This is a genomic window from Labrenzia sp. OB1 (assembly GCF_001624695.1).
Lineage (GTDB): Bacteria > Pseudomonadota > Alphaproteobacteria > Rhizobiales > Stappiaceae > Roseibium.
In genome coordinates, this window is record NZ_JSEP01000004.1 from 292,672 (window position 1) to 308,788 (window position 16,117).

Below are 16,117 nucleotides of genomic sequence, written 5' to 3' on the forward strand. Positions count from 1 at the left end.
GTGGGGGCCGGGATATTTCAACCCAAGCCAGTTCAACTGCGGCTTTCATTAGGCCTGTGAAGTGAATTCGCTTCATTTTCGCAAACTGAAACGAATTCACTTCTTCAGGCCAGATCGAGAGGGAAGTGGGTCTTAGCTAGAGGGCCTGCTTGTCGCCCAGCTGTGAGCTCCGAGGGGCATGGCGTTATAGATTTGAAAAGGATATAAAGAATTCTTTATATCTTTATTGCATGATGTCTCCGCTGGGGCTATAAACCCTCCCAATGATATCCGGCAGATGCCGGACATCGGAAGACAGTGACCGGACAGCCCCATCGGCTCTCCTTCCCGTCAGAAGGATCGGTCGCCTTCAAAAGGCCCGGCGTTTTAAGCTGGCTCCAAAAGCAGGACACTTTCATGACCGACTACATTATTAAAGACATCGGGCTCGCGGACTGGGGACGTACCGAAATCGAGATCGCCGAACACGAGATGCCGGGCCTGATGGCCTGCCGTGCGGAATTCGGTGAGTCCAAGCCGCTCAAGGGCGCCCGGATTGCCGGTTCGCTCCATATGACGATCCAGACCGCCGTTCTGATCGAGACCCTGACCGCGCTGGGCGCGGAAGTCCGCTGGGCCTCCTGCAACATCTACTCCACCCAGGATCAGGCTGCCGCTGCCATTGCCGCCACCGGCGTTCCGGTCTTCGCCGTCAAGGGCGAAACCCTGGAAGAATATTGGGACTACGCCGACAAGATCTTCGATTTCCCCGACGGGGCGAACATGATCCTCGATGACGGTGGCGACGCCACTCTCTACATTCTGATCGGTGCGCGGGTTGAAGCCGGCGAGACGGATCTGATCGAGAACCCGACGTCGGAAGAAGAGGAATGCCTCTTCGCTCAGATCAAGAAGCGCATGGCGGCCAACCCGGGCTGGTTCACCAAGCAGAAAGACCTGATCCAGGGCGTTTCGGAAGAGACCACCACCGGCGTTCTGCGTCTTTATGAGATGCAGAAGAAGGGCGCGCTGCCGTTCCCGGCGATCAACGTCAACGACAGCGTCACCAAGTCGAAGTTCGACAACCGTTACGGCTGCCGTGAATCCCTGGTCGACGGCATTCGCCGCGGCACCGACGTGATGATGTCCGGCAAGGTTGCCGTGGTCTGCGGCTATGGCGATGTCGGCAAGGGCTCCGCCCAGTCTCTGGCCGGCGCCGGCGCCCGCGTGATCGTCACCGAGATCGATCCGATCTGCGCCCTGCAGGCGTCCATGGACGGTTTCGAGGTCAAGACCATCGAACAGGCCCTTCCGGAAGGCGACATCTATGTCACCGCAACCGGTAACAAGGACATCATCACCTTCGACCACATGCGCGGCATGAAGGACATGGCGATCGTCTGCAACATCGGTCACTTCGACAACGAGATCCAGGTCGCGGCGCTGAAGAACACCAGATGCCGTCCGGTCAAGGACCAGGTCGACATGTACGAGTTCCCGGACGGCAAACGCATGATCCTGCTTTCGCAGGGCCGCCTGGTGAACCTGGGCAACGCGACCGGCCACCCGAGCTTCGTGATGTCCGCCAGCTTCACCAACCAGGTGCTGGCCCAGATCGAACTGTTCTCCAAGGGCGATCAGTATCAGAACGAGGTTTACGTGCTTCCGAAGCATCTGGACGAGAAGGTCGCGCGCCTTCACCTGGAAAAGCTCGGTGTCACGTTAACCGAACTGACGGACGGACAATCTCAATATCTGGGGATTAACAAGACCGGTCCGTTCAAGGCTGAACACTACAAATACTGATTGGGTGAAGGCGGGGCACCAGATGTAGTCATCGCCTTGATTCGGCACTGTGAACAAAAAAATGCAGGACCCTTCAATTTGAAGGGTCCTGTTAACTTTTCGGAAACGGACTCTTCTGCGTGATTCTCAAAAAGGTTATGGTTTAAGCGAATCAGAGGCCAGGAGGCGATTGTCTTTGATTTGCTCCCATAGACCGGGGGCTGTGCCCGCAAAGGCGGGACATGGCGGCATAAGGGGATCACAGAATGCCGAAAGGCAGCAGGGACGGCGCGCGATCAGGTGCGGCGTGGCGAGATTGGAGTCTGAACACGCTGAAAGCAGGCGGTGGCGCAATTGCGTGCCTCGGGCTGTCTTCCGGTCCGGCTTCCGCCGATATGCTTGCCGATACGATCGCGGCAATAAATCCTGATAGCATGATTCTTTTTGGTTCGCTCGGCGGAATGTGCGCCTTTGCCGTGACCGCCGCGACTGCCCTTGTCCGCCATCGCAAACAGTCCGCAGTCCTGACTGAAACGCTGCAAAAGGAAAAGGGCGATCTGAAACTCCGGGTGGACCGCCTGGAGGCGATGCTCAATACAGATGAGCAGCGCGTGATCGTGTGGACCGGCAACGGCGCCATGCCGCAGATCTGGGGCGTCCTGCCGGAGACGTCCGGCGTTCCGCGTCCGCCGGTACAGCTTCTGGCTTTCGGCAGCTGGCTGACGGCCAAATGCGCGAGCGATCTGGAGCGTTATCTGGACATGCTTTTCCGCTCCGGCGAAGCTTTCACCACCACCTTGAAGACCCGCACCGGCAGCTATGTCGAGGCAATGGGCCGCACCACCGGCGGCGCGGTCGTTCTGCGCATGCGCGACCTGACCGGTGAACGGCAGATGCAGGCGGAACTCGCCGCGCGCAACGCCAAGATCTCCGGTGAACTGCACATGCTGCACGCGCTTCTGGATGCTATGCCGGCACCGGCCTGGCAGCGGGATGCGGAGGGCGCGCTTATCTGGGCGAACGATGCCTATGCCGAGGCCGTCGAAATGCCGGATGCGACAAGTGCCGTGAAGCAGGGCGCCACCTTCCTGGATGCGGCCGCCCGAACCGCAATGGCCGTCCAGAGGACGGAAGACGGCTGTTTCAATGCCCGTATTCCCATTGTCGCCTCCGGCGCGCGCCGGGTGTTCGAGGTGACCGATGTCAACGCGAATGTCGGCGGCGCCGGCATTGCCGTGGACATCAGTGAGCTGGAACAGGCGCGCAAGGAACTCGGCCGCGCGGAAGAATTCCATGGCCGCACCCTGGACCAGCTCGCGGCGGCTGTCGCCATCTATGGCAATGACCGCAAGCTGCAGTTCTATAATGCCGCATTCCGTCAGCTTTGGGATCTCGATCCGGCGTTTCTGGAAGGTCATCCGGAGGACGGGGCCGTCCTCGATGCCTTGCGCGCCACGCGCAAGATCCCCGAACAGGCGGACTACCGCGTCTGGCGCAACAAGATGCTGGAGAGCTACCAGTCGCTGGAAGCAAGGGAGAGCTGGTGGCACCTGCCGGACGGGCGGACCCTGCGTGTCATCGCCAATCCGCATCCTCAGGGTGGCGTTACCTATATCTACGAGAATGTCACCGAACAGCTCGATCTGGAAAGCCGCTACAATGCGCTGACCCGTGTTCAGGGCGAAACTCTCGACAATCTGTCCGAGGCAGTCGCCGTGTTCGGATCCGACGGCCGCCTGCGCCTTTGGAACCCGGCGTTCGGCCGCATCTGGAACCTGCAGGAAGACCAGCTCGCGGAATTGCCGCATGTCAAGGAAGTGGTCTCGGCCTGCACCTTGAACGCGACCGAAGAGGACGCCTGGGAGCAGCTTGCAGGCAACGTTACCGGTCTTCTCGACAACCGCACGCAAAAGGTCAGCCGCCTGGAACGCCACAATGGCGACGTGCTCGACTATGCGACCGTACCGCTGCCCGATGGCGGCACGCTGGTGACCTTCGTCGATGTCACCGACAGCGTGAATGTGGAACGCGCGCTGCTTGAGAAGAATGACGCGCTGGAACAGGCCGACCAGATCAAAAACGCCTTCATCCAGCATGTGTCCTATGAATTGCGTTCGCCCCTGACCAATATCATCGGCTTCGCCCAGCTTCTGTCCGATCCGAAATTCGGCGACCTGTCCGACAAGCAGGGTGAATACGCCGAATACATCCAGTCCTCTTCATCCGCCCTGCTGGCCATCATCAACGATATTCTGGATCTGGCGACGCTCGATGCCGGCATCATGGAACTGGACCTTGGCGAGGTCGACGTGGCCTCGACCGTCTCCGCCGCCGTAGAGGGTCTGAAAGACCGGATCGCGGAAGCCCGGATCAATCTGCGCACCCAGGTTCCGGAAGACATCGGCATGATGGTCGCGGACGAAAAGCGCCTGCGCCAGGTGTTGTTCAATCTGATTTCCAACGCCGTGCGCTATTCGGAAGCCGACGGCGTGGTTGATGTCAGCTGCAGCAGGGAAGGCGATTCGGTCACCTTCGTCGTCAAGGATCACGGCTATGGCATTCCGGCTGAAATCCTGACCCAGGTGTTCAACCGCTTCGTCGGTCACGACACCGGAGCCCGCCGTCAGGGCGCAGGTCTCGGTCTGGCAATCGTCAAGAGCTTCGTGGAACTGCACGGCGGCACCGTCGATATCGCCTCCGCCGAAGGTGAGGGCACCACGGTGTCCTGCGTTTTCCCGGCCCGGCCCGAATTGTCGGATCAGGCCGCCGCTGAATAAATGTTTGACCGTGATCCGAAGCAGCTGCCGGCTTCCTTCCTTACGATGGAAATCCCGGACGAAGCCGCGACACGGCAGCTCGCCAATGACCTTGCGCTGGTTCTGAAAGCCGGAGATGTCGTCTGCCTGTCCGGCGATCTGGGGGCCGGAAAGTCGACATTCACCCGCGCCTTGCTGCGGTCCTTCGCCGGCAATCCGGGGCTGGAAGTTCCGAGCCCGACATTCACCCTGGTTCAGACCTACGCCTTCGACCGGTTCGACCTGTCCCACTTCGACCTTTACCGTCTGGAGGAGCCGGAAGAACTCGACGAACTGGGTCTTGACGATCTTCTCCACACCGGGGCGGCCCTGATCGAATGGCCGGAAATGGCAGGCGGTCTTCTGCCTGACGATGCGCTGTGGATCCGGATCGGGCAACCGGATGAAGACAGCGATGCCCGCGTCTTCGGCTTCTTTTCCGTGTCTCCGCAATGGCGGCAACGGATAGAGTTCACGCGGGACATCCGTGCCTTTCTGGAACAGACGAAGTTTCAGGGCGCGGATCGCCGCTTTCTGGCAGGCGACGCTTCCCTGCGAACCTTTGAGAAAATCGAAACCGGCGGCGAGACGGCTGTTCTCATGCGCTGGCCGTTCCAGAGCGGCAGCGTCTCCGAAACGGTCCGGGCCTACATGCAGAAGGTTCATCTGGCGCAGGATTGCCGCTCCGTCATCGCCATCGGTGGAGAGCTGCGCCGACACGGGTTCCTGGCACCCGCGATCCACGCGGCGAATCCCGAAAAGGGCCTTGTTCTGTCCGAATATCTGGGCACAGAAACAGTTGCCGAAAACGGTATCCCCGTCCCGGAACGTTATCGCGCGGCGGTCGATGTTCTGGCCGGGATGCACGGCATTGCCTGGCCGCAGGCGGTCGACCTGGGTCAGGGAACTATCTACCAGGTGCCGGACTATTCGACCGAAGCCCTGGCCGCCGAAGCCTCCCTGTTTCTCGACTGGTTTGTACCGGAGATGACGGGAAACCCGGTGGGCGAGGGTGTTCGCGCGGAATTTGAAGCGCTGTGGCGAGCCGCGCTGGACAGTTTGGCGGACGCGCAGCGGGGTTGGGTGCTGCGCGATTTTCACTCGCCTAATCTGCTCTGGCAGCAAGGCGCGAGCGGGTCTGATCGTATCGGCCTGATCGATTTCCAGGATACCGTCATCGGGCCGGTGGCCTATGACCTGGCATCCCTGACATTCGACGCTAGGGTCGATATCGCTCCGGAGCTGGAAACGACGCTTCTCGATGCCTATGTCAGGGCAAGGGAAAACCAGACCTCCGGTTTCGACAAGGCAGGATTTTCAGAGGCCTATGCAATCATGGCCGCGCAAAGGATTTCAAAGATCCTCGGGATTTTTGTCAGGCTGGCGCGACGCGATCACAAGCCTGCTTATCTGGGTCATTTGCCGCGCATGCAAAGTTACCTCGACCGGGTGCTTGACAGACCCGGCATGTCGGATTTGAAAGACTGGTACGCACGTTACCGTCCCTGAGGTTCTCCCTGCTATAAGAGGGACGAACAGGGCCGTTTGCAATCAACCGAGTGACATCATGACAGACACGCGCTATCGCCCGAAAAACGCAATGATCATGGCCGCAGGCCTCGGCAAGCGCATGCGTCCGCTGACAGCGACAACCCCCAAGCCTCTGATCGAGGTCAATGGCCAGGCCCTGATGGACCACGGCATGGACAGGCTCGCCGCGGCGGGTGTGGAGAAATGCGTCGTCAACGTGCATTATCTTGCCGATCTGGTGGAGGTGCATGCGCGCCGCCGCCAGGACATGGAGATCGTGATTTCCGACGAACGGGATGAGCTGCTTGAGACCGGCGGCGGCATCCGCAAGGCTCTGCCCAAGCTCGGAAACGAGCCGTTCTTCCAGCTCAATGCCGATACCTGTTACTGGGTGGAGGGCGTCAAACCCAATCTTGAGCACATGATCGACGCCTGGGACGGGACCCGCATGGACGCCTTGCTTCTGATCGCTGAAACCGTCAAGTCGGTCGGCTATTACGGCAAGGGCGATTTCGATCTGGCCAGGGATGGCTCCTTGACCCGGCGGCAGGAAAAAGGTGTGACGCCCTTTGCCTATGCTGGCGCGGCGATCCTGCATCCGCGCCTGTTCGAGGGCGCGCCTGACGGCCCGTTCTCCATGAACCTGCTGTTCGACAAGGCGATTGAGGCAGGACGGTTGTTTGGTGTGGAGATGGAAGGGCTCTGGCTCCATATCGGCACGCCCGATGCCATCCGCGCCGCTGAATACGCCGTTCGGGAAAGTGCTGCCTGAGGATGGATGAACGGCCGCGCCTCTTTTCCGTCTCTCCCGCCGTTCCCTTTCTCAAGACGCTTGTCGATACGCTTGTGGACGGAACCCTCGTCCCGGGCTTTCGTCCCCTCGATGATCCCATGTTGCTGTCCACGGCAACGCTTTATCTGCCGACCCGCCGCGCCGCCCGCCTGCTGCCCGAGCTCTTTCAGGAAAAATTCGGCGGCCGTCCGGTTCTGCTGCCCGCTATCCGGCCAGTCGGCGACGCCGATGAAGATGCCCAGAGCCTGACAAACGAGCCGGATCTGGAAGCCCTGCCGCCCGCCATGCCTCTGCTGGAACGCCATCTGGCGATGACCCGGCTGGTGAAGGCCTGGAAGGGCATGCTGCGCCGGGAAGCGCTGAGCCTCCGGTCCGACGAACCTCTCGGCGTGCCCGCCTCGACCGCCGATGCCGCCTGGCTCGCCAGTGACCTGCTCACCCTTATGGACGAGGTCGAGACGGAAGAGGCCGACTGGTCCGAACTGACCGGTCTGGTGCCGGAAGACCATGCCCGCTACTGGCAGATCACTCTGGACTTTCTCAAGATCGTCCAGGAGGCCTGGCCCGCGCATCTGGCTGAGCGGCAGCAAATGGATCCGAAGGCGCGCCGCTCCACCCTTATCCGGCGTGAAGCCCGCCGCCTGTCCGCCAGTGCGCTGTCCGGGCCGGTCATCGTGGCGGGTGTGACGGGATCGGTCCCGGCAACGTCGGAGCTTCTGAAAGTTGTTGCGAGCCTAGCGCAGGGCGTCATCGTGCTTCCGGGTCTCGACCGGTATCTGGACGATCGGGCCTGGGCTGCCCTGGGCGCACGCAGTGCACCGGCGGCAGGGCCGCTTTTCCAAAGCGGCGAAGCCTCTCTCCCCTCGCATCCGCAATATTCCCTGAAGCAGCTTCTCGACCGCCTGAGTGTCGCCCGGACCGAGGTGGCGACGCTTGGGCCGGAACCGGCCACAGATCTTGTCCTGCGCGAGGAACTTGTCTCCGAAGCCCTGCGGCCGGCGGACACGTCCGACAGCTGGACCGCGTTTCTCGACATGACATCGCAGGAGCAGAGAGCGCAAGCCTTGCAAGGCGTCGCGATCATGACCGCCCGCAACGAGGCCGACGAGGCTTTGGGCGTCGCCATTGCTTTGCGGGAAACCATCGAACGCGGCGAAACGGCAGCGCTGATCTCGCCGGACCGAATGCTGACGCGCCGTGTTGCGGCGGAACTGGCCCGCTGGAACATCCAGGTGGATGACAGCGCGGGCCGCCCGCTCGATCAGACCGCACCGGCGATCCTCGCCCTTCTGGCCGCCAAACTGGCATTGAACGGCTGTGATCCCATAGACCTGCTGGCGCTCCTCAAACATCCGCTTGCCAGGCTCGGCCTGCCGATCCGGGACATCCGCTCCGCCGCACGCGCCCTCGAACGCGGGGTCATTCGCGGCCCGCGTGCCCGTCCGGGAACAGACGGATTGAAGGCCGCGATCGAAGCCAGCCGCGCGTCGGCAGGCGAAGCCCATGTGCCACGCTGGAAAAAGATCCACGAGGGAGACTGGGATGTGATCGCCGATCTGGCGGACCGTCTCTCCTCTGCCCTGGCGCCGCTCGAGGAACTCTCCGAATTGGCGGAACCCGTCTCCATCATCGAACTCGCCCGCCGCCATGTGGACGTACTTCAGGCGGTCGCGGTGGATGAAGTCGGATCGGTCGATGAACTCTTTGCCGGAGAAGCCGGAGAGGCATTGGCCCAGTTTCTGACCGGCCTTCTGGAAGCCGAAGCCAGCGGGCTGGAAATACCACCCGGCGAATGGCCATCCGTCCTGCCGGCCCTGATGTCCGGTCAGGCTGTGCGCCGCAAGTTGCCGGGCGATCCCAGGGTGCAGATCCTGGGTCCGATGGAAGCGCGGCTGCAATCCTTCGATTTCGTTGTTCTTGGTGGCCTGAACGAGGGCATCTGGCCGCAGCGGACCCGCAACGATCCCTGGCTTAACCGGCCGATGAAACGGGGCATGGGACTGGAGCCGCCCGAACGCAGGCTCGGTGCGTCGGCACATGACTTCGCACAGGGAATGGGCGCCGCGCGGGTTATGCTGACACGGGCCGCCCGGGCAGATGGTGCCCCCACCGTCGCCTCGCGCTGGCTGCAAAGACTGACCACCCTGGCAGGCCCGGCGGTTACGGAGGATATGGAGCGCAAGGGCAGTCTCTATACGCAGCTTGCCGCCGTTCTGGACCGCCCTGAAGGCCCGGTCAGACCGGCTGCCCGGCCCAATCCGCTGCCACCGCTGGCGGCCCGGCCGAAAACCTTGTCGATCACCGAAATCGAGCGCCTGATCCGGGACCCCTATGCCATCTTTGCGCGCCATGTCCTGGAGGTGCAGCCGGTCGATCCCATCGGCGGCGAGCCGGGGGCCGCAGACAAGGGCAATCTCATTCACGACGCTCTGGCGGAATTCCTGATGACTTGGACGGCCCCGTTCGACGACGCTGCTGTTGCTGCGCTGACCGGGATAGGCGAGAGGTTTTTCGAACCGTTGGACGCCTTCCCGGCGATCCGGGCGCTGTGGTGGCCGCGCTTCCAGAGGATTGCTGCCGGCTTCGTCGCCTACGAAGCCGAGCGGGCAAAGCGCGTCGACAGGCGTTTTCTGGAAATCGGCGGCGGTGTCGACATGAAACTGCCCGGCTTCGAGTTCCGTTTGCGCGGCCGGGCGGACCGGATCGACCTTATGGACAGTGGCGGCCTGGCGGTGATCGACTACAAGACCGGTCAGGTTCCTTCCCAGAAGCAGGTCGAAGCCCTGCTGTCTCCGCAATTGCTGCTGGAGGCGGCGCTGATCAAACGGTCCGGGTTCAAGGACGTGCCCGCGAACGCGGAGATCCGCGAGCTGCTTTATCTGCAGCTGAAAGGCGGAACGGAGCCGGTCATCGAGGCGCTGCGCAATCCGAAGGAAACGCCCCTTGAGGATCTGGTCGAGGACTCCTGGACACGGCTGGAGCAGTTGATCGCGCACTACGCCAGGGAGGATACGGGTTATCTCTCCCGCGCCCGTGTGATGCGCGAGCGGCAGCTGAGCGGGGACTACGACCATCTTGCTCGCACCCAGGAATGGGCATTGGGGTCGGAGGACGACCCGGCATGAGCGGAATTGAAATCCCGAAGCTGACAAAAGAGCGGCAGGATCTTGCCTCCCGCCCGCGCGCGTCGGCCTGGGTGAGCGCCAACGCCGGATCGGGCAAGACCTTTGTGCTGTCCCGCCGCGTGGTGCGCCTGCTGCTCGATGGGACGGATCCAGCGCGGATTCTGGCGCTGACCTTCACCAAGGCGGCGGCGGCCGAAATGGCTACCCGTGTTTTCCGCATCCTTGGCACCTGGGTGACGATGGAAGACACGGCTCTGGCGGCGGAGCTTGAGGAGATCGAGGGCCGCAGGCCGAACGCCGCACGCCTCGCTCTGGCGCGGCGGCTGTTCGCCAGGGCACTGGAAACCCCGGGCGGACTGAAGATCCAGACCATCCACGGCTTCTGCGAAGCCCTGCTGCACCAGTTCCCTCTTGAGGCCAATGTCGCCGGGCATTTTGCCGTTCTGGACGACAGGGTTGCCGCCGAGTTCATGGCCGCGGCCCGCGCCAGCGTGCTGCACAAGGCGGAGACGGAACCGGACAGCGCTTTCGGCCATGCTCTTGCGACGGTCATCGACCTGATGAGCGACGGCGGCGCGCAGAAGGCGCTGGACGAACTCATCCAGAACCGCGACGCCTTCCGCCGCTGGACGGTCGATGCAGGAGACCTGCAGGCAGGGCTGTCTGAACTGGCCGGCCTGCTTGAAATCGATCCTTCGATCCGGCTCGAGACGTTCGACCGGCGGTTCAAGGACGAATGTCCGCTCGACCGGTCTGTCTGTCTCAGCTATGGCGAGGCGCTGAAGAGTGGCGGCAAAACGGATCAGGCCCGGGCGGACGCGCTTGTTAGCGCCGAACGGCTGAACGATCCGGTGGCGTTTCGCGAAGCCTGGTTGCAGATCTTCCTGACGGCAAAGCTGGAGCCGCGCCAGTCGCTCGCCACCAAAAAGGTGGCAGCGGCCTTCCCGGATATGGTCGAGGCGCTCCTCAACGAGCAGGCCCGTTTGCTTGCGCTTCTGGACGAGCGGCGCAATGTCGTGACCTATGAAGGCACCGTTGCGCTGCTGCGGCTGGCCGATGCCGTCATCCGTCATTACGAGAGCGCCAAGACGGCCAGGGGTTATCTCGACTTCGAGGATCTCGTGGTCAAGACGGCCACCCTCCTGAGAAAGTCCGATGCGGCGCTCTGGGTGCAGTACAAGCTCGATCAGGGCCTCGATCACATTCTCGTCGATGAGGCCCAGGACACCAGCCCGCGCCAGTGGGAAGTGGTCCAGTCTCTCGCCGCGGAGTTTTTCGCCGGCACCGGGGCGCATGAAAGAACGCGCACGCTGTTTGCCGTGGGGGACGAAAAACAGTCGATCTATTCCTTCCAGGGCGCGGTTCCGGCCTATTTCGATGCCATGCGCCGGGAGTTCTCGCAGCAGGCGATGTCAGCCGGGCAGGAGTTCCATTCCGTCAATCTGCAGCTCTCCTTCCGCTCCACGCCGGATGTGCTCGGCGCCGTGGACACGGTGTTCCGGTACGAAAGCGCGCATAAGGGCCTTTCCAAGGAGGTCGCGCCACCGGTTCATGAGGCGATCCGCCGGGATCCCGGCATTGTCGATCTCTGGCCGCTGGAGACGGAGGCGGAAATCGTGGAGCCGGAAGACTGGCGCCAGCCTGTCGATCATGTCGGCTCGGGAAGTCCGATGCTGAAGGTCGCCAGGCGCATTGCCGCCGAAATCGCCGGCTGGATGCGCGACGGGACGGCGGAACCCGGCGAAGTGATGATCCTGGTGCGCAAACGCGGACCGTTTGTCGATGCGCTCAACCGGGAACTCAAGCAACTCGACATTCCGGCAGCGGGCAGTGACCGGCTGGTGTTGACCGAGCATATCGCTGTTCAGGATCTGGCAGCTCTCGGAAGGTTCCTGCTGCTGCCGGAGGATGATCTCTCGCTGGCCAGTGTTCTCAAGAGCCCGCTGTTCGACCTGGCAGACGACGATCTGCTTGAGATCGCCCGCGAGACACCCGAAAAGATCCGCCCCGGAACGCTCTGGCAGATGCTGGTCAAACGCTCGGAAGGATCCGGGAAATGGCGGTCGGTGCGGGAAAAACTGGAAGACTGGCGGGCGCGCGCCGACTTCGTGCCGCCTTATGAATTCTATGCCCGGCTGATCGGGGCCGATGGTGGCCGCAGGGCGTTTCGCGCAAGGCTCGGCGTCGAGGTTGATGACGTTCTCGATGAATTCCTGGCGTTGACAATCGCCTATGAGCAAAGCGGCACGCCGGGCCTGGAAGGGTTTCTTGCCTGGATGGCCGCCGCGCCGACGGAAATCAAGCGCGAACTGACCAGCACAAAGGGCATGGTGCGGATCATGACCGTGCACGGCTCCAAGGGACTGGAGGCGAAGATCGTCATCCTGGTCGATCCGGGAGCGCCTCCCGTCAGTGCTATCCACGATCCGTCCTTTCTGCCGCGCCTGCGGCTTGAAAACGATCTCCTGCCTCCGGCGCTTGTCTGGCTACCGCCCAGGATCGACCGCACGCCCTGGCACGACGAAGCCGTTCAGGGACTCCGCCAGACCCAGGAAGAAGAATACCGCCGCCTTTTGTATGTTGCTCTGACCCGGGCCGAGGACCGGCTGATCGTTTGCGGCTGGGAACCGAAACGCGGCGCGCATGAAAGCTGCTGGTATTCGATGGTCGAACGGACGCTGAAGCCCGAAGCCCGGGAGTTGAAGGACAGCGCAGGCAATGTCATTGGCTGGCGCTGGCAGCAAGGCTCGGAACGTCCCCAGGCAGCCACACCCGCCGAAAGCCATCCGGACGGCACCGCCGCACAGACCGCGGAGCCGCCGCTGCCATCCTGGCTGTCCGCGCCTGTCCGGCCACTGCCGAGGAAAAAACGCCTGCAGCCCTCGCGCGCCTTCGAGGCCATGGAGGAAAAGGAAGGGCTGGAACCGGTTCCGACGCTCACCCGTCTGAAGGCCCGCCGGGAACCGGCATCCTGGCCGCTGGAGCGGGGCCGCCTCGTCCACCGCCTGCTGGAGCTGCTGCCGGATGTTCCCGGGGCAAACCGCCTTGCCGCTGCCGGAGCCTATCTGCAACAGGCTTTGAAGCCCGAGTTCGAGCGCTACCGGGACCGGTTGCTTGCCGAGGTCGCGGCTATTCTTGACGAGGAGGCGTTCAGGCCGCTCTTTGCCGAACCTGCGCGCGCGGAGGTGCCGCTGGTCGGGACGATTCGCGCTGGTGACGATACGGAAGTAGAGATTTCCGGCCAGATCGACCGGTTGCTTGTCGAAGCGGACCGGGTCTCGATTGTGGATTACAAAACCAACTTTCATCCGCCGGAAACCGTTGATGCGGTCCCGCTCGAATACCGCGCACAGCTTTGTGTTTACCGGCAGATGCTGAAGCAGATTTACCCGGATCGCAGGGTTTGCGCCTATCTGCTGTGGACCGCCGGTCCCATGCTGATGGAAATTCCTGAAGAGATCCTCGAAGAAACATTCGCAGCTCTGCGTCCGGATGGCACAGCAGCTTGACGGCGGGGCAATCGCTACCTACGTTCTGGCCAACTGATACGCTTACATCGGGTAGGCGTAACGCACACAACCACGAGATCTTGTTATGGCTACAACACAAGTCACCGATGCTTCCTTTGAAACGGAAGTTCTCAATTCCGACGGCCCGGTCGTAGTCGACTTCTGGGCGGAATGGTGCGGACCGTGTAAGATGATTGCACCGGCTCTCGAAGAAATTTCCGAAGAGATGGGCGCTCAGGTGAAGATCACCAAGCTCAACATCGACGAGAATCAGGACATGGCCATGAAATACGGCGTCCGCTCGATTCCGATGCTGATCCTCTTCAAGGATGGCGAGCCTATGGCGACGCAGGTTGGCGCTGCGCCGAAGGGCAAGCTTTCCGACTGGATCAAGAGCGCCCTTTAGGCATTTCTTCCGCAGCTTACCGGCTGCCGACCATTGTGAGCGCATCCGGCGGATAAGCGACAGCCTATCCGCCGATCCTCTTTGAAAAATCGGCGACCGGCCTTATAAGCATCCGCAAACGGTATGAGCCAAACGGAACATTCATGAGCGAAGAAAACAAAACCCCGGAAGAACAGCCGGCAACGGCAACCCCGGAAGCCGGCGCGGCAGCAGCGCAGCCTGAAACCGCCGAAGAAACCGGAGTGGATCCGACCGAAGTTCTTAAAACAGAGAACGCCGACCTGAAGGACCGAGCCTTGCGGACGATGGCGGATATGGAAAATCTCCGCCGGCGCACCGAAAAGGAAATCAAGGACGCGCGCCAGTACTCCGTCTCCGGCTTCGCGCGCGACATGCTGAATGTTTCGGACAATCTGCGCCGCGCACTTGAGGCCCTTCCGGAAGACGACCGCAAGAACGCAGATGCCGGTGTCGCCGCCCTGATCGAGGGGGTCGAGATGATCGAGCGCGATCTCCTCAATCAGCTTGAAAAGAATGGCGTGAAGAAGCTTGAGCCCGAAGGCCAGAAATTCGACCCGAATTTCCATCAGGCCATGTTCGAGGTTCCCAACACCGAAGTGCCGAATAACACGGTGGTGCAGGTCGTTCAGGCCGGCTACGTGATCGGTGAAAGGGTTCTGCGCCCGGCCATGGTCGGTGTCTCCAAGGGGGGGCCGAAGGAGGCTGCCCAGGTCACTGACGCGGAAGCCGGACAGACGGTAGACAAGAGCGCCTGACCCCGCACCGGGAATTGACTGTTGACTAAAAAAAGCCGTTCCTGCCGCAGGGCAGGAGCGGTTTTGTGTTTAACGGGTGAGCCGGTTAAAAACAGAGCCTGGGATCCCCAGCCCTGTCCCGCCTATCTCCCGGGTTCGAAACGTTGGGACGCTTCATGCGAGGCGGGGGGAGCCCTCTCGGTTCGAGAATATCGGGTGGTTGCGCGGCCAACGAGGCACGCATTCAAGAAACGAGGCGACAAGATGCTGCTGCAGGTACTGGATTATGTCGGGGTCGCGGTCTTCGCCATTACCGGAGGTATCGTCGCCTCGCGCAAGCAGCTCGACTTCATCGCTCTGCTGTTCTTCGCAACCCTGACCGGCATCGGTGGCGGAACCCTGCGGGATCTGCTTCTCGGCGTGCCGGTGTTCTGGGTGGAGAATGAGGGGTACCTGCTGGTCTGTCTGGTCGTCAGCATCTTTCTGTGGTTCTTCGCGCATTGGGTCGAGCGCCTGCACAAGCCTCTGCGCTGGGCCGATGCCATCGGCGTCTCGGCCTATTGCGTGATGGGGGTCGCAAAGGCCATGGCCGTGGGCGACACGGTGCTGGTCGCGATTCTCATGGGCGTCTCGACTGCCACATTCGGCGGCATTCTGCGCGACACGATAGCCGGCGAACCCTCGGCGATCGTCAAGCCGGAAATCTATGTGAGCGCCGCATTCGCCGGAGCCGGTGGTTTTGTTGTGTTGGTGCAGCTCGGATTGCCGTCGGCCTTATCGGCCGCCGTGGCGGCCTCCCTGGCACTGGTGCTGCGCGGTGGCGCTATCGAATTCGGCTGGACGCTGCCTGGCTATCGCAACAAATTCACCTCCTGACATGCCTTGGCCGCCTGTCTCTCCATCGATTTTTCGTGCGTCCTTGTTCCGCTACGTACCTATCCACCAAAAAAAGGCAATTCTGCACATCCGCCCTCAACCTCATCACAGTTGAGATCGACCTCGTTGTGCAAGAGAGAACTAGATGAGGGCGGAGAGCTGAGCAATCAGCGCCGACGCCAAGTTTGACCGTTTCGAGTCTGGCGCAGTCGCGGTGTCCCAGCTCAGGACGACATCGTCGTTTTTCCAACGGGGTTTCACGTGCAGGTGCAGATGGAAAACGTCTTGTCCTGCCACAGCCCCATCAGAAAGGACTAGGTTTACACCTTCACAGCGAGTTTCATTCCGCAGAGCACGTGCAACCATTTTTGCAGCACGCATCATTGCCGCACCAGTTGCATCATCAAGCTCATCTAGGCTTGCCATATGCCGACGTGGTACGACAAGCGGGTGGCCCTCAAGTGAGAGGAGAACCAGGATGTCTTGGTCTTGCCAAAGAACGTGCCCCGCAGCGTCCCCTGCGATGATCGCGCAAAATATACAATTCATCAGAAGATAATTGCA

At 61.8% G+C, this 16,117-nt stretch carries 9 protein-coding genes; all 9 read left to right on the forward strand.

Translation table 11 applies throughout. The annotated features are described in order from the left end of the window. Positions 1-396 precede the first annotated feature (396 nt). The 9 genes from ahcY to OA90_RS07890 all read left to right on the forward strand — a co-directional run bounded on the left by ahcY (position 397) and on the right by OA90_RS07890 (position 15,553). Entirely contained in the window at positions 397-1,785 is a 1,389-nt protein-coding gene (gene ahcY / locus OA90_RS07850; RefSeq protein ID WP_068409143.1) for an adenosylhomocysteinase, read from the forward strand. A gap of 245 nt (positions 1,786-2,030) precedes the next feature. Then, positions 2,031-4,541, forward strand: coding sequence for a PAS domain-containing sensor histidine kinase (locus tag OA90_RS07855; protein ID WP_208986027.1), 2,511 nt, complete (start codon positions 2,031-2,033; stop codon positions 4,539-4,541). Continuing rightward, positions 4,542-6,068, forward strand: a complete 1,527-nt coding sequence (tsaE, locus tag OA90_RS07860) for a tRNA (adenosine(37)-N6)-threonylcarbamoyltransferase complex ATPase subunit type 1 TsaE (protein WP_068409145.1) — start codon at positions 4,542-4,544, stop codon at positions 6,066-6,068. It begins immediately after the preceding gene. A gap of 58 nt (positions 6,069-6,126) precedes the next feature. Beyond that, entirely contained in the window at positions 6,127-6,861 is a 735-nt protein-coding gene (locus OA90_RS07865; protein ID WP_068409147.1) for a nucleotidyltransferase family protein, read from the forward strand. Between the two features lie 2 nt (positions 6,862-6,863). Continuing rightward, positions 6,864-10,007, forward strand: coding sequence for a double-strand break repair protein AddB (gene addB, locus OA90_RS07870; protein WP_068409149.1), 3,144 nt, complete (start codon positions 6,864-6,866; stop codon positions 10,005-10,007). After that, entirely contained in the window at positions 10,004-13,516 is a 3,513-nt protein-coding gene (addA, locus tag OA90_RS07875; RefSeq protein ID WP_199823637.1) for a double-strand break repair helicase AddA, read from the forward strand. Before addB ends, addA begins: the two co-directional genes overlap by 4 nt. Before the next feature lie 85 nt (positions 13,517-13,601). Next, positions 13,602-13,922: a thioredoxin gene (gene trxA, locus OA90_RS07880; protein ID WP_068409151.1), complete on the forward strand. Its 321-nt coding sequence runs from the start codon at positions 13,602-13,604 to the stop codon at positions 13,920-13,922. 143 nt (positions 13,923-14,065) lie between these two features. Further along, positions 14,066-14,698, forward strand: coding sequence for a nucleotide exchange factor GrpE (grpE, locus tag OA90_RS07885; RefSeq protein WP_068409153.1), 633 nt, complete (start codon positions 14,066-14,068; stop codon positions 14,696-14,698). 243 nt (positions 14,699-14,941) lie between these two features. Beyond that, positions 14,942-15,553 (forward strand): trimeric intracellular cation channel family protein, encoded by a 612-nt coding sequence (locus OA90_RS07890; RefSeq protein WP_068409155.1) that lies wholly within the window; start codon positions 14,942-14,944, stop codon positions 15,551-15,553. Positions 15,554-16,117: the final 564 nt, after the last annotated feature.

Coding starts and splice junctions, on each gene's coding strand:
- ahcY (WP_068409143.1), top strand. CDS start 397: ATGACCGACTACATTATTAAAGACATCGGGCTCGCGGACTGGGGACGT.
- OA90_RS07855 (WP_208986027.1), top strand. CDS start 2,031: ATGCCGAAAGGCAGCAGGGACGGCGCGCGATCAGGTGCGGCGTGGCGA.
- tsaE (WP_068409145.1), top strand. CDS start 4,542: ATGTTTGACCGTGATCCGAAGCAGCTGCCGGCTTCCTTCCTTACGATG.
- OA90_RS07865 (WP_068409147.1), top strand. CDS start 6,127: ATGACAGACACGCGCTATCGCCCGAAAAACGCAATGATCATGGCCGCA.
- addB (WP_068409149.1), top strand. CDS start 6,864: ATGGATGAACGGCCGCGCCTCTTTTCCGTCTCTCCCGCCGTTCCCTTT.
- addA (WP_199823637.1), top strand. CDS start 10,004: ATGAGCGGAATTGAAATCCCGAAGCTGACAAAAGAGCGGCAGGATCTT.
- trxA (WP_068409151.1), top strand. CDS start 13,602: ATGGCTACAACACAAGTCACCGATGCTTCCTTTGAAACGGAAGTTCTC.
- grpE (WP_068409153.1), top strand. CDS start 14,066: ATGAGCGAAGAAAACAAAACCCCGGAAGAACAGCCGGCAACGGCAACC.
- OA90_RS07890 (WP_068409155.1), top strand. CDS start 14,942: ATGCTGCTGCAGGTACTGGATTATGTCGGGGTCGCGGTCTTCGCCATT.